General features: G+C 60.2%; 13 protein-coding genes and 1 riboswitch. Of the genes, 9 read left to right on the top strand and 4 right to left on the bottom strand.

Features of this window, described 5'->3' with window-relative positions; all coding sequences use genetic code 11:
- Positions 1–7: 7 nt before the first annotated feature.
- Positions 8–237, bottom strand: a riboswitch (cobalamin riboswitch).
- Positions 238–562: 325 nt separating this feature from the next.
- Together bfr (H9C73_RS00940) and bfr (H9C73_RS00935) are read left to right on the top strand one after the other, a co-directional pair.
- The gene (gene bfr / locus H9C73_RS00940; protein WP_209285895.1) at positions 563–1,036 is read left to right on the top strand and encodes a bacterioferritin; all 474 of its coding nucleotides are present in this window, start codon (positions 563–565) and stop codon (positions 1,034–1,036) included.
- A gap of 3 nt (positions 1,037–1,039) precedes the next feature.
- Complete coding sequence (gene bfr, locus H9C73_RS00935) at positions 1,040–1,507, top strand: bacterioferritin (protein WP_209285894.1); 468 nt, start codon at positions 1,040–1,042, stop codon at positions 1,505–1,507.
- 2 nt (positions 1,508–1,509) lie between these two features.
- On the opposite strand, the gene H9C73_RS00930 is transcribed toward bfr (H9C73_RS00935), so the two are convergent.
- Positions 1,510–1,956 (bottom strand): MarR family winged helix-turn-helix transcriptional regulator, encoded by a 447-nt coding sequence (locus tag H9C73_RS00930; RefSeq protein WP_209285893.1) that lies wholly within the window; start codon positions 1,954–1,956, stop codon positions 1,510–1,512.
- Between the two features lie 181 nt (positions 1,957–2,137).
- Here H9C73_RS00930 and H9C73_RS00925 point away from each other — a divergent pair, with 181 nt between their 5' ends.
- The 3 genes from H9C73_RS00925 to H9C73_RS00915 all read left to right on the top strand — a co-directional run bounded on the left by H9C73_RS00925 (position 2,138) and on the right by H9C73_RS00915 (position 5,331).
- A complete protein-coding gene (locus tag H9C73_RS00925; protein ID WP_209285892.1) occupies positions 2,138–3,142 on the top strand; it encodes an ABC transporter substrate-binding protein in 1,005 nt (334 codons plus the stop codon).
- A gap of 67 nt (positions 3,143–3,209) precedes the next feature.
- Entirely contained in the window at positions 3,210–4,109 is a 900-nt protein-coding gene (locus H9C73_RS00920; RefSeq protein ID WP_209285891.1) for an ABC transporter permease, read from the top strand.
- On the top strand, positions 4,102–5,331 hold the full coding sequence (locus tag H9C73_RS00915; RefSeq protein ID WP_209285890.1) for a quaternary amine ABC transporter ATP-binding protein: 1,230 nt from the start codon (positions 4,102–4,104) through the stop codon (positions 5,329–5,331). The genes H9C73_RS00920 and H9C73_RS00915 overlap by 8 nt, the downstream gene beginning before the upstream one ends.
- A 36-nt stretch (positions 5,332–5,367) precedes the next feature.
- Here H9C73_RS00915 and H9C73_RS00910 read toward each other — a convergent pair whose 3' ends face one another.
- Positions 5,368–5,769 (bottom strand): hypothetical protein, encoded by a 402-nt coding sequence (locus H9C73_RS00910; RefSeq protein WP_209285889.1) that lies wholly within the window; start codon positions 5,767–5,769, stop codon positions 5,368–5,370.
- Between the two features lie 497 nt (positions 5,770–6,266).
- Here H9C73_RS00910 and H9C73_RS00905 point away from each other — a divergent pair, with 497 nt between their 5' ends.
- The 4 genes from H9C73_RS00905 to H9C73_RS00890 all read left to right on the top strand — a co-directional run bounded on the left by H9C73_RS00905 (position 6,267) and on the right by H9C73_RS00890 (position 13,242).
- Complete coding sequence (locus tag H9C73_RS00905) at positions 6,267–9,731, top strand: indolepyruvate ferredoxin oxidoreductase family protein (RefSeq protein WP_209285888.1); 3,465 nt, start codon at positions 6,267–6,269, stop codon at positions 9,729–9,731.
- Between the two features lie 89 nt (positions 9,732–9,820).
- The gene (locus H9C73_RS00900; protein WP_209285887.1) at positions 9,821–10,912 is read left to right on the top strand and encodes a Glu/Leu/Phe/Val family dehydrogenase; all 1,092 of its coding nucleotides are present in this window, start codon (positions 9,821–9,823) and stop codon (positions 10,910–10,912) included.
- A gap of 88 nt (positions 10,913–11,000) precedes the next feature.
- Positions 11,001–12,407 carry a sodium-dependent transporter gene (locus H9C73_RS00895; protein ID WP_209285886.1) on the top strand — a complete coding sequence of 469 codons (1,407 nt, stop codon included), beginning with the start codon at positions 11,001–11,003 and terminating at the stop codon, positions 12,405–12,407.
- Positions 12,408–12,504: 97 nt separating this feature from the next.
- The gene (locus H9C73_RS00890) at positions 12,505–13,242 is read left to right on the top strand and encodes an SIR2 family NAD-dependent protein deacylase (protein ID WP_209285885.1); all 738 of its coding nucleotides are present in this window, start codon (positions 12,505–12,507) and stop codon (positions 13,240–13,242) included.
- Here the strand turns inward: H9C73_RS00890 and H9C73_RS00885 are convergent.
- Positions 13,221–13,598 carry a gamma-glutamylcyclotransferase family protein gene (locus H9C73_RS00885; protein ID WP_209285884.1) on the bottom strand — a complete coding sequence of 126 codons (378 nt, stop codon included), beginning with the start codon at positions 13,596–13,598 and terminating at the stop codon, positions 13,221–13,223. The two genes, H9C73_RS00890 and H9C73_RS00885, sit on opposite strands and share 22 nt — an antisense overlap.
- Before the next feature lie 10 nt (positions 13,599–13,608).
- Positions 13,609–14,412 carry a DODA-type extradiol aromatic ring-opening family dioxygenase gene (locus H9C73_RS00880; RefSeq protein ID WP_209285883.1) on the bottom strand — a complete coding sequence of 268 codons (804 nt, stop codon included), beginning with the start codon at positions 14,410–14,412 and terminating at the stop codon, positions 13,609–13,611.
- Between the last annotated feature and the right edge of the window lie 128 nt (positions 14,413–14,540).

The raw sequence follows: 14,540 nt of genomic DNA, 5'->3' as shown, positions 1-14,540 counted from the left end.
CCGCGATTCCGACGAATGGCTTCTGGCCGGTCTCCGGGCTCAGGCGGCAGGCTTTTCAGCCAGGAGCAACAACGCCTTCCCATACCTCAGGGTACAGTGGCTTTTCGTTATCGCTCACGCCTCTACCGTTGCGGGGGCAGCGTCGGCCTTGTGGCTGTCAGGAATTTTCAGACACGCACCGACTTCCCGTTTAAGTCCTGAACAGCTGTTCAGCACACCGGAAGCAGGCGGGATAATAGGCAGTCAGGCAGGGCAGGTCAAACCGCGCTCTTCAAGTGAAGATGAGTAAAATCGAAAAAAAAGCCACCTCCCGGGGAGTTGGGAGGTGGCACCAATCACCTTGAGCACACTGCCGTACTCTTTAGTGAGTCAGACCTGTCAATGAACAGGGTTAATCTTAAATATAATCATTCTTATTTGCAACAATTTCTTTTGATAGTGGCTCAGATTGGCCCACCTGTCCGTAACCTGGGTCTGGACAACCTTCTGTGCACTGTGAAAGGGTTGCCACTACACTGAGCCATACATCAAAGGCTGGCTGCCAACCTCCAAGGAGGAACACATGAAACACGACCCTGCACTGGTGCAGCAGCTCAACCGGGTGTTGACCCTTGAGCTGACATCGATCAACCAGTACTTCCTGCATGCGCGCATCTTCAAGAACTGGGGGCTGGAAAAGCTCAACCACAAGGCCTACGAAAAATCCATTCTGGACATGAAACAGGCCGACAAGCTGATTGAGCGCATTCTGTTTCTGGAAGGACTGCCCAACCTGCAACATCTGGAACGTCTGCGTATCGGCGAAGACACCGAAGAGATGCTGCAGGGCGACATGACGCTGGAGATGGAGCAACTGGAACTGCTGCGGGACAGCATCGCCCAGTGCGAAGCCGGGCAGGATTACGTCAGCCGCGCCCTGCTGGTGGAGATTCTGGAGCAGGAAGAAGACCACGTGGACTGGATCGAAGCGCAGCAGCACCTGATCAGCGAAATTGGCATTCAGAACTACCTGCAGTCAGCCATCGAGGAGGACTAGACCATGAAAGGCAACCCGAAAATCATCGATGCACTAAACAAATTGCTGGCGGGCGAGCTTTCGGCGATGGACCAGTACTTCATCCACTCCGAGATGTATGCCGACTGGGGGCTGAACAAGCTCTATGAACGCATAGCGCACGAGTTTGAAGACGAAAAGGCGCACGCCAAGCTGATGATTGAGCGCATCCTGTTCCTGGAAGGCACACCCGATCTGGTCACTCGCGACCCGATCAACGTGGGCAAGACCGTACCCGAGATGCTGCAGCATGATCTGGATACCGAGTACCGTGTTGCACACAACCTGAAACAGGTGATCGCGCTCTGTGAACAGGAGCAGGACTATCAGACCCGTGAGATGCTGCGCCAGCAGCTGGCCGACACCGAAGAGGATCACGCCTACTGGCTGGAGCAGCAGCTGGGTCTGATCAATCGGGTTGGACTGCAGAACTACCTGCAATCACAGATGTAACCTCACTCCCGGGCCAACAGACCCGCCATCTGCCGCAACGCCTGAGTCAGCCGGATCTGCTCTGACTCGGGCAGGTTGCCGAAACGCTGCATGAACCCCTCATCCAGCAATGGGGGGGCAGTCGTCAGCTTTTCGTGCCCCAGCACCGTCAAGCGCGCATTAACGATACGACGGTCAGTCAGACTGCGCACGCGTTCAACCAGTCCGCGCTCTTCCAGCCGATCCAGAATGGTGGTGACCGTTGCCTGGCTCAACGAAATCTCCCAGGCCAGGCGCTTCACCGTTACATCCCCCTGCTCAAGAATCGAGCGCAGCAACAAGACCTGGGGGAGGGTCAAGTCACAGGCTTTCTTGACCTGCTTCGAGTGCAGGTCTGTAGCCCGCATGATCTGTCGCAGGCAGACAAGAATGGTCTGCCATCGGGCCTCTTTATCCTGGGGATCAATCATTCTGGTTCACTTTTTGCTTGGTTAAAACCAATCGAATCAAACGGGTTTGTCCGTATCAGTGCGGTGTCTCCACTGGATGACAAAAATATTTTCATTCGATTGCAAAACATTTGAACTCTAAATATTAGATTGTAATATTAATTTGTAAACGCTCATTTCTGACCAAAAAACCGGAGAGAACATGAAGAAGGCACTCAAAACAACAGCACTAGTTGCCGCACTCCCCCTGGTCATTGGCAGCTCCTTCGCGAACGCCAGCGAATGCGGAACTGTCAAAATTGCGGACATGAACTGGAGCTCCGCGACCCTGATCGCGAACGTGGACCGTTTCATCCTTGAACACGGCTACGGCTGCGATGCGTCTCTGGTCCCGGGCGACACCATGCCCACCGGCACCTCCATGATCGAGAAGGGCGAGCCTGACATTGCACCTGAAATGTGGAGCAACTCGCTCAAGGAAGCGCTCGACAAGGGTGTGGAAGAAGGCCGTCTGACCTATGCCGGTCACTCCCTGTCCGATGGCGGTGAAGAGGGCTTCTGGGTACCGGCCTACATGGTCGAAAAAGACCCGAGCCTGGCCACCATCGAAGGCATCAAGCAAAACGCCAAACTGTTTGAACACCCGGAAGACCCAGACCTTTCAGCGTTTTACGGCTGCCCGGCGGGCTGGAACTGCCAGATCTCATCCGGCAACCTGTTCCGTGCGCTGAACCTGGATGAAGCAGGCTTCGAGATTGTGGATCCGGGCTCCGGTGCCGGCCTTGCCGGTTCCATCGCCAAGGCATACGAACGCGAAGAAGCCTGGTTTGGTTATTACTGGGCGCCGACCTCAGTACTGGGCAAGTACGACATGGTGAAAGTGGACTTCGGCAGTGGCGTGGATGAAGACGCCTTCGTCAACTGCATCACCAGCGCCGACTGTACCGAGCCGACCGTCACCATGTATCCGCCTTCGCCGGTGCAGACCGTGACCACTGCTGACTTCGCCGAACGCGCACCCGCTGCCTATGACTACCTGAGCAAGCGCGCGTTCACCAACGATCAGATGAACAGCCTGCTGGCATGGATGGAAGACAACCAGGCCGATGGTGAATACGCCATGGAATACTTCCTGCTCGAGCATGAAGATGTCTGGACAAAATGGCTGCCGGCCGATGTGGCCACCAAGGTCAAGGATGCCCTGTAAGTCTGCAATGCTCTGATACCGGGCGCCGGGCCATCCGGCCCGCCCCGGTCCTGACTGGAGATCCGTCATGGCCGAATCCAATTGGCTAACCGAGGTCCCGCAGCTTGATCGATCCGAGTTGCGTGACATCCGAAAAACCCTTGATACCGCCTATCGTGACTTCTCGCGCGAACACGGCGAGATGATCGAAGCCTTTTTCGATCCCCTGCTCTCTTTCCTGGTCTGGTTTGAAAAGCTGCTGCTGGCCACGCCCTGGTGGCTGGTCATCGCCATCGTGGCAGGCCTTGCCTATCTGGCCAGCCGCTCCTGGAAGCTGAGTCTGGGTGTTGTTGTTTCCTTCACGCTGATCGGCTACTTCGGCATGTGGGAAGATGCCATGAGTACCATGAGCATCATACTTGTCTGTACCCTGATGGCGATCATTCTGGGGGTACCCATCGGCATTGTCATGGCCCGGTCCGACCGCATGCAGACTCTGATTACGCCCGTGCTGGACGTAATGCAGACCATGCCCGCATTCGTGTACCTCATTCCCGTGGTCATGCTGCTGGGTATCGGCAAGATCCCCGGCGTTATTGCCGTTATCATCTATGCCATTCCGCCGGTCATCCGACTGACCAACCTGGGCATACGGCTGGTCGACAAGGATGTACTGGAAGCCGCCACCGCCTATGGCGCCAGCCCCATGCAGAGGCTGGTGGGCGTACAGTTGCCGCTGGCCATGCCGACCATCATGGCGGGTATCAACCAGACCATCATGATGGCCCTGTCGATGGTGGTGATCGCCTCCATGATCGGTGTATCCGGTCTGGGTCAGCCGGTACTGAAATCAATCACCAACCAGTATTTCACCCTGGGTCTGCTGAACGGCCTTGCCATCGTGGCACTGGCGATCATCTTCGACCGCGTATCTCAGGCGTACGCCAAGCGTACACAGCGTCATCTGGGAGGTATGGATAATGGCTGATCCCCTGATTCAGGTTGAGAACCTCTACAAGCTGTTCGGCAACAACCCCGACAAGCACATGTCGCTGGTGCACGAGGGCAAAAGCAAGGACGAAATCCTGGCCGCCACGGGCCACACACTGGGGCTGAAAAACATCAATCTCAGCATCAACCCGGGCGAAATCTTCGTGATCATGGGGCTGTCTGGCTCCGGCAAGTCGACCCTGATCCGTCACTTCAACCGACTGATTGACCCAACAGAGGGCGTTATCAAGGTTGAAGGCACCGATGTGATGCAGCTGAACCCCAAGGAGCTGGAGCAGTTCCGCCGCCACAAGATGTCGATGGTGTTCCAGCGCTTCGGCCTGCTGCCGCACAAGACCGTGGTTGAAAACGTGGCCTATGGCCTGCGTATTCAGGGCGTCGACAAGTCGGAATCCCTCTCCCGCGCACGCCAGTGGCTGGAAACCGTTGGCCTTGCAGGCTACGAGGAACAGTATCCGGCCCAGTTGTCGGGCGGCCAGCAGCAGCGTGTGGGCCTGGCTCGAGCGCTCTGCACCGATGCCGAAATTCTGCTGATGGACGAAGCCTTCTCCGCGCTGGATCCGCTGATCCGCTCGGAAATGCAGGACCAGCTGGTCCAGCTGCAGGAGAAACTGCACAAGACCATCATCTTCATTACCCACGATCTGGACGAGGCCCTGCGTCTGGGTGACCGCATCGCCATTCTCAAGGATGGTGAGATCGTCCAGCAGGGCGAGCCGGAAGAGATCCTGCTGCACCCGGCCACCGACTACGTGGAAGCCTTCGTACACGATGTGAACCGGGCGCGTGCCCTGACGGTGGAAACGGTGATGAAAGACCCGGCCTACCGCATCACGGCCGATACCATCGCCGATGCACTGAGCCAGATGAAAGGCTTCGGGCGTGACTATGGCTATCTGGTCAATGAAAGCGGCTATCAGGGCGTGGTGAAGGCCGAACGCCTGGAGCAGGCCTATCAGGACAACAAGGACGCCAAGCTCGATGCCGCACTCTACGAGGATGTGGAACCGGTGGACCCGCATGCGGTGCTGGAAACCGTGATCCCCAACACGCTGGACGCGGACTACCCGCTACCGGTGGTGGATGAGGATGGTCAGCTTACCGGTCAACTGACCCGCGGCACCCTGGCCGAGGTGCTGGGTGAAACCCATAAGCCGGTGGAGCAGCAAAAGGACGAGAGTCGAACACCGGCGGCCTGATTCTGCCGAGCCCGGGGCTGCCTGCAGCCCCGGCCGTCAGACGATGTAATCACAGACCAGCGTACTGTTACTGTCCTGTACCGACAGGCAGAACAGCACGCGCTCAACCTCCCCCGCTTCCAGCGCCTGCCGGTGGGCCGCAAACGCCGCTTCTGCCGTGTCGACCTGCACCAGGCGACAGTACGATGCGTCAGCACCGCTGCCCTGCAGACTTGCCAGTGCCTGATCCAGGCTGATGATGAGCACAGGCATCTCTGGTGCCATCGCCAGCGACCGCGTGCACCAGTCCCCGGGGGCCTCTTCCCAGCAGAACGCGAAGTGGCAGTCCTGCTGTGACACCTGCAAAACCGGCCCCTGCACGACCGCGGTCGCGCCCAGCATCTCAAACTGTTCTACCAGTGTTTGCACCCTGAGAGGGCCGATGGAGAGGTCCAGCATTGTGTTCTCTTCGGTCTGTTTGCGTGCGCGTCAGTATACCCCTGCGCCCGGCACCGCCTCCACCGACACGTTGAGAGGTTCATGTTGCCGTGATTGTCATGGTCACAAAATAGCCATTGACCCTGCATGGAAAAGTCTCTAGGTTAATTTGCGTTCGATCCCCATAAGGGCAATCGGACACCGAAATCGCCAATACGGCCAAAATCCGTACAACAAAAACAAGATTAAGCCGCCAGCACCGTGATCCGGGCAGGTGGTAGAGGATTTCACTATGACACTGCACATGGCTTCTCCAGCCCTGCTGCGCACTGGGCGCAGTCTATCCGTTTCACCTCCAGCTTCATCTTTTTCCACAGGATTCGCCGGCGCACTGACGCCCAAGCCTCAGACCACCTGCGTCTGATGCTCTGCTGAATCCGTTCCAACAGTTTCCGGTTCACGGTCCGGTCAGGGCACCCCTGTGTCTGCATCCGGCCTCTTAGGAAAAAGGTGACGCTATGCGTGATGTCAGTCTCAACGACGTATGGGAGCGCGAATCCGGCCCGGTCTACATGACCGGCAGCCAGGCACTGGCACGACTCCCGCTGCTGCAGGCCCGGCTCGATCAGCTGAACGGCCTCAATACCGCCGGTTTTATTTCCGGTTACCGCGGCTCGCCACTGGGCGGCTTTGACAAGGTCCTGTGGAAAGCCAAGGACTACCTGAAACAGCACAAGGTTCACTTTCTGCCCGGTGTGAACGAAGACCTGGGCGCTACCGCCGTCTGGGGTTCCCAGCAGGTGAACATGTTCGAGGGCGCCGAATACGATGGCGTGTTTGCCCTCTGGTACGGCAAGGGGCCGGGCGTCGACCGTACCGGCGACGTATTCAAGCATGCCAATGCCGCCGGCTCCTCCCAATACGGGGGCGTCCTCGCCATCGCGGGCGACGACCATGCCTGCAAGTCCTCCACTCTGCCGCATCAGAGCGACTACGGTTTCATGGATGCCTCCATGCCGGTCCTCAACCCCAGCGGCGTACAGGAAATTCTCGATCTGGGCCTCTATGGCTGGGCCATGTCACGCTTCAGTGGCTGCTGGGTCGGTTTCAAGGCACTGGCGGAAGTGATGGACTCCTCCATCACCGCCAATCTGGAACTGAGCCACATCGACATCAAGATCCCGACCGACGTGGAGCTGCCCGCAGATGGCCTCAACGCACGCTGGCCGGACAAGCCGCTGCAGCAGGAAGAACGCCTGCATCGCTACAAGCTGGCCGCCGCCAAGGCGTTCTGCCGCGCCAACCGTCTCGACAAGACGGTTCTGAGCGCCAGCCAGCCACGCATCGGCATCGTCACCACCGGCAAATCCTATCTGGATGTCATTCAGGCCCTGTCCGATCTGGGGCTGGGCGAAGCCGAGCGTGAAACGATCGGTCTCTGCGTCTACAAGGTCGCCATGCCCTGGCCGCTGGAGCCGGAGGGCATCTTCGAGTTTGCCTCGGGGCTGGAAGAAATTCTGGTGGTGGAAGAGAAACGCGGCCTGATCGAAGATCAGATCCGCACCCAGCTCTATGGCTGGCAGGACCAGCAGCGCCCGCGCATCATCGGAAAATGCGATGAGCAGGGTATGGAGCTGCTGCCCTCCATTTCCGAACTGACGCCGGCCATGGTGGCACGCGCCATCGCCAGCCGCATCCGCGATCGCTACTGCACCGATCAGCTGCGTGAACGTCTGGATTTTCTCACCGAGAAGGAATCCAGCCTGGCCCAGCCGCGCGAGCGACTGGAACGCACCCCGCACTTCTGCTCCGGCTGCCCGCACAATACCTCCACTCAGGTCCCGGAAGGCAGCCGTGCGCTGGGCGGGATTGGCTGTCACTACATGGCCACCTGGATGGAGCGCGGCACCGATACCTTCACCCAGATGGGCGGCGAAGGCGTAACCTGGCTGGGCCAGGCGCCCTTCACCTCGCAAAAGCACGTGTTCCAGAACCTGGGCGATGGCACCTACTTCCACTCGGGCCTGCTGGCGATCCGCGCCTCCATCGCGTCCGGTGCCAACATCACCTACAAGATTCTCTACAACGATGCCGTGGCCATGACCGGCGGTCAGCCCGTCGACGGCACACTCACCGTGCAGCAGATCAGTCACCAGCTCTACGGTGAAGGGGTGCGCCGCATCGCGGTGGTCAGCGACGATATCGACAAGTACCCCTCACGGGCCGACTTCGCCGACCGCACCACCTTCCATCACCGTGATGATCTGGATGCGATCCAGCGCGAAATGCGCGAAATCGAAGGCTGCTCCGTCATCATTTACGATCAGACCTGCGCCGCCGAGAAGCGCCGTCGCCGCAAGCGCGGCAGCATGGTGGACCCGGACCAGCGCGTCATGATCCACGCCGATGTCTGCGAAGGCTGCGGCGACTGCGGTATCCAGTCCAACTGCCTGTCGATTCTGCCCAAGGAGACCGAACAGGGTCGCAAGCGCAGCATCGACCAGTCCGCCTGTAACAAGGACTTCAGCTGCGTGCGCGGGTTCTGCCCCAGCTTTGTCACCGTGAAGGGCGGCAAACTGAAAAAGCCCGCCGGCGTCAGCCAGGACGTGGCCTTTGATGCACTGCCGGAACCCCGCTACCAGGGCGAGCACGATCCCTACAGCATTCTGATGACCGGCGTGGGCGGCACCGGTGTGGTCACCGTGAGTGCCCTGCTCGGCATGGCCGCGCATCTGGAAGGCAAGGGCGTGGCGGTGCTGGATCAGGCCGGTCTGGCGCAGAAATTCGGTGCCGTGGTCAGCCATATCCGTATCGGCAACCGTCAGGAGGATATCCATGCCGTGCGTATCCCCGCCGGTGAAGCCGATCTGATGCTGGCGTTTGACCTGATGGTAGCCGCCAGCGATGAGGCGCTGGCCAAGCTGGACAACCGCTTCTCGCGCAGCGTGGTGAACACCGAAACCGCCATGCCGGCTGCCTTTACCCGCAACCCGGACCTGCAGTACCCGGGCGAGTCCATGGAAGCCAGCATCCGTGAGGCCTGCCGCGCAGACGGCAGCTGGTTCTTCGATGCCGGCGCACTGGCCAAGGCCCTGATGGGTGATGGCATGGCGGTGAACCTGTTCACGGTCGGTTTCGCCTACCAGCAGGGGCTGTTGCCGCTGAAAGCGGAATCGATCGAGCGTGCCATCGAACTGAACAACGTGGCCGTGGACAAGAATAAGCTGGCATTCCTCTGGGGTCGCCGTGCGGCCTACGATCTGGACGCGGTGCAGGCACTGGCATTCCCCAAACCCAAGGGCAACCCGCTGCAGGTGCTGGACTCGCTGGAAGATGTGATCGCGCGCAACAAGCGCCATCTGGTCGACTACCAGAACACCCGTCTGGCCAAACGTTACGAATCACTGGTGCGCAAGGTGGAGCAGGCGACTCAATCGAAAGCGGGCGGTGACGCCATTCTGGTTCGGGCGGTCGCCGAGAACTACGCCAAGGTACTGGCCTACAAGGACGAGTACGAAGTGGCGCGCCTGTTCAGCAACGGCAGCCTGCGCCGCCAGCTGGAGGAAGAGTTTGAAGGCGATTACGAGCTGGAGTTCAACCTGGCACCCCCGCTGCTCAGTCGCAACAAGGCAGGCGGTCGCCCGCGCAAGCTCAAGTTCGGTCCCTGGATGGAGCGCGGCTTCAAGCTGCTGGCCGGCATGCGAGGCCTGCGCGGCACCCCGCTGGACCTGTTCGGTTACAGCGCGGACCGTCGCCTGGAGCGCAACCTGATCCGCGAGTACGAGGCCGATATCCACTGGCTGATTCAGCATCTGGACGCAGACCAGCTGGCCACCGCGCGCACGCTGGCATCCCTGCCCAGCCGAATCCGCGGCTATGGCCCGGTCAAGGAAGCCGCCTATGAGGCCGCCCGGCAGGAGCGTGCGCAACTGCGCAGCGCGCTCGGCGCTGAAACGGCTGATCTGGATGGGGCCACTGCCTGACCGACGGTACCGAGACGCCAACACCCGATTTTTCGCCCTGAACAGTGCCTGCGCGGCACTGCGGGGCCACTGATTTTGAAGGAAACACCATGAACGTATTTTCACATCCCGAATTCGATAACCACGAACAGGTCTGCTTTCTGAGCGACCCCAAGACCGGACTCAAGGCCATTGTGGCCGTTCACAACAGCTCACGCGGCCCGGCACTGGGTGGCTGCCGCATGTTCCCCTATGCCAGTGACGAGGAAGCCCTGCGTGATGTGCTGCGCCTGTCCAAGGGCATGACCTACAAGTCCGCGCTGGCCAACCTGGATCTGGGCGGCGGCAAGTCCGTCATCATCGGCGATCCGCGCAAGCACAAGACTGAAGAGCTGATGGAAGCCATGGGCCGCTGCCTGGAGCAGCTGGGCGGACGTTACATCGCCGCCGAGGACTCAGGCACCAGCGTGGCAGATCTGAAGATCATGGGCCGCAATACCACTCAGGTCGCCGGTGTGGACGCACATATCGGCTTTGACGGCAAACCCAGCGACGGCGACCCCTCGCCGGCCACCGCCTACGGCACCTTTGTCGGCCTGAAAGCCGCCGTGCGCCACAAGCTCGGCCGCACCGATCTGACCGGCCTCAAGGTTGCGGTACAGGGGATCGGCAACGTGGGCTACCGACTGGCGCGCCACCTGCACGAAGCCGGTGCCCAGCTCTGGGTGTACGACATCCATCAGGATCAGATGGACCGTGCGGTGGAAGAGTTCGGCGCAACTCCGGTCAGCGCCGACGAGATCCTGCGTCTGCCGGTGGATGTGGTCGCGCCCTGCGCCCTCGGTGCCGTACTGAACGACACCAGCATTCCCCAGTTGCAGGCCAAAGTGGTGGCCGGTGCCGCCAACAACCAGCTTGAACGCCCCGATCACGATGCGTTGCTGATGCAGCACGACATCCTCTATGCCCCCGACTTTGTCATCAATGCCGGCGGCATCATCGATGTGTTCCACAGCCGCACCGGTTATGAGCCGGAGACGGTCCGCACCCACGTGGAAACCATCGGCGACACCCTGAGCGAAATCTTTGTCCGTTCCGACCGTGATGCCCGCCCCGCCGGCGTCATCGCCAACGAGCTGGCCGAAGAGCGCTTTGACCATGTTCCCGCACAGCAGGACAGCACGCTGGCCAAGGCCGGCTGATTGCCTGAGGTGTTGAACATTCATACTTGAGCCGGCTCCGGTCGGCTCCTGTCCCCCGAAAACAAGAAAACCCAAGCAGGAGACAGCTATGTCCTACTCTTCTTCCGCCACCGCGACCGGTGTCCAGGAGGGCACCGTCAGCAAACGTGGTTTCTGGTCCTCACGACTGGCCTTTATTCTGGCCGCAACCGGCTCGGCCGTCGGGCTGGGCAACATCTGGAAATTCCCCTACATCACCGGTGAGCACGGTGGCGGGGCCTTTGTCATGGTCTATCTGATCTGTATTGCCGCGGTCGGTATCCCGATCATGATGGCAGAGGTGCTGATCGGTCGCCGAGGTGGCCGCAGCCCGGTCAACAGTCTGCGTTTGATCACCGAGCGGGACAAGCTCAACCCCTTGTGGAAACTGGTGGGCGCCGTGGGCGTTCTGGCCGGTTTCCTGATTCTGTCGTTCTACTCAGTTATCGGTGGCTGGGCGCTGTCCTATGTGGGCACCTCCGCATCGGGCCAGTTCAGCGGACAGACCGCCGAAGCCGTGGGCGGAATCTTCTCCGGCCTGCTCAGCGACCCGATGACGCTACTCAGCTGGCACACCCTGTTCATGGCACTGGTAATGGTGGTTGTCGCCCGCGGGGTCAGCTCCGGTCTTGAGCGTGCGACCAGCATCCTGATGCCAGGTCTGTTCGTACTGCTGCTGATCATGGTCGGCTATGCCATGACCTCCGGTCACTTCAGCCAGGCGGTCAGCTTCCTGTTCCAGCCTGACTTTTCCAAGCTGTCCACCTCCGGCGTGCTGGTCGCGCTCGGTCACGCCTTCTTCACCCTCAGCCTCGGCATGGCCGTGATGATGGCCTACGGTTCCTACCTGCCGAAAAACGTCTCCATCGCCAAGGCCTCCATCACCGTTTCCGTGATGGATACCGGTGTGGCACTGCTGGCCGGTCTGGCCATCTTCCCGATCGTCTTCGCCAACGGCATGGAGCCGGGGGCCGGTCCGGGCCTGATCTTCCAGACCCTGCCGCTGGCGTTCGGCCAGATGCCGATGGGCACCCTGTTCGGAACCCTGTTCTTCGTGCTGCTGGTATTTGCAGCCTGGACCTCCGGCATTTCACTGCTGGAGCCGCTGGTGGAGTGGCTGGAAGAGCAGAAAGGCATGAACCGTACCATCAGTACCCTGATCGCCGGTTTTGTCTGCTGGGCACTGGGCATCGCTTCTATCCTGTCGCTCAACCTCTGGTCTGATGTCACCCCGCTGGGCATGTTTGCCATGTTCGAGGGCAAGACCATCTTCGACCTGCTGGATTACCTGACCGCCAACATCCTGCTGCCGCTGGGCGGTCTGCTGGTCGCGGTACTGGTCGGCTGGTTCATGTCGAAGCAGGCTCTGGAAAACGAACTTTCGCTGTCTGCCGGTGGCTTCAGCCTCTGGTACAACACCCTGAAGTTCGTGACCCCGATCGCCGTACTGGTGGTCTTTATCTACAACCTGAGCTGATCGGGTCTCAACCTGCACCGGTAGCCCCGGTTACCGGTGCACTTTTCATCCACAGGGCTGGTACACTCGAACAGGCGCAACAACGAGGTCCAGCCCCATGCAAAAACGCCTGATCATCTTTACCGGCGCCGGCGTCTCCGCCGAGTCCGGCGTCCCTACCTTTCGCACCGGCCCTGACGGCCTCTGGCATAACCACCGCATCGACGAAGTCTGCAACATCGACACCTTCGAGCAGAACTACGCTCTGGTGCACGCCTTCTACAATGCACGTCGCACTGCCCTGCGTGGAGTCGAGCCCAACGCCGCTCATCGCGCCCTTGCTGAGCTGCAACAGGCCTATGGTGAACGGGTACGCCTGATGACCACCAATGTGGACGACCTGCACGAGCGGGCCGGCAGCCCTCAGGTCGAGCATATCCACGGCAACCTGCTGGAGCTGGTCAACCTGGCGGACGGCAGGATCGAGCCGATCGGCTACGAGGCGTTTGATCATGCGGCGCACCCGCCCCACTTCAAACCCAATGTGGTGTTTTTCGGCGAGGTCGCACCGGTCTATCGCGACCTGTTTGAGCTGATGAACTCCCTGACCCGACACGACCTGGTGCTGGTGATCGGCAGCAGCGAGTCGGTGGTGCAGTTCTGCCTCCAGGCCTGGCAGGGCAGCAGCGGCGCAGCCACCATTCTGTATGTGGACCCGACCGAGGACTGCCCCTACGACCGCATGCCGGGAGCCGGATTCAAACCCTACACCGAGCACTATCGCATGGGCGCCGTTGAAGCGATGCAGGCAGATTCCCCGGTACGACGCTGGATTCAGCGCTGGATGGAGCCCTGACGCCCGACCCAGTTGCCCCCGGGCAGGTGCTGTTCGGGCTGAACCTCGTGGTTGTACAGGTACAGCCAGGTCCGGCCATAGGGCGTGTCCACTTCAATGCGGTCATAAAGGCCGGTTTCAGGGGCATGGGCGCAGTAATCCTCCAGCTGATCCAGCGCGGCAAACATCTCGGCGTCCACCTGGAAGACTTCCACCTGCACCACCCCTCTGGCCTGCTTCACGGCTGGCCAGGGGCCCAGATCGTAGAGTGCAAAACCCTCCAGTCGGGCTTCGCCACGAAACGCGGCGCCCGCCAGATAATGGTGATTGCTCTGACCCCGTTTCAACGTGCCATAGACCGCGACCTGAATGGACATGCCTGCTCCTCTAGCCAAACTGAAAGCCGGACAGCCGGGTTTCCAGTACCCGGTCGGTAAACACCTGACGACCTGCATCGTCGCCTGCGGCACCGGCGGCCACCATCAAGGGAATCAGGTGCTCTTCCGCCCGCGGCGGATGACACAGCCGTGCATTGGGCGCTTCGGACCACTGACTCAGAGCCTGATTGCGTTCCGCGGCAGGGGCTTCAACCGTCTGCTTGAGCCAGTGGTCAAACAGATCGGACACCGGCCCAAAGCGCGGATCGCCATACCCCTGCATGTTATGAAAACTCATGCCGCTGCCCACAATCAATACCCCCTGATCACGCAGGGAGGCCAACGCCTGTCCGGCCTTCACGTGAACTTCGGGGTCCATGTCCTGTCGCAGCGACAGCTGCACCACCGGGATATCGGCGGCGGGAAACATCAGTTTCAGCGGAATAAACATGCCATGGTCAAAGCCGCGCTGCGCATCACCGGATGCCGCCAGCCCTGCCTCACCGAGCAGATCCACCACCTGCTGCGCCAGCGCAGGGTCGCCGGGAGCAGGATAGGTCAGCTCATAGGTGTGCCTGGGGAATCCATAATAGTCATAAATCAGCTCAGGGCTGGCATGGGTGGTAACCCGAAATTCCGCTTCCAGCCAGTGTGCCGATACCATCAGAATCGCTTTGGGCGGTTCCGGCAGATGATTACGAATGGTGCTCAGATATTCGGCCATCCGGTCCCAGGCGTGGGCTGGATTCCAGTCCATGAAGAAACAGGGACCGGCCCCGTGGGGGACAAGCAGGGTGGGTTGACGCGCGGACATGGGCAGACTCCTTAAAATTGCTCGGTCGCATGGCGGCAGGCCTGATGACCGGCCACATACTGATGGTGAATATTTTCATACACCCTGCAGGGGCCATCAACGCAGCCCTATTGATCAATTTGATCGAA

Source organism: Marinobacterium alkalitolerans (assembly GCF_017776525.1).
Classification (GTDB): Bacteria; Pseudomonadota; Gammaproteobacteria; order Pseudomonadales; family Balneatricaceae; genus Marinobacterium; species Marinobacterium alkalitolerans.
This window is presented reverse-complemented; position numbering and strand designations above follow the sequence as displayed.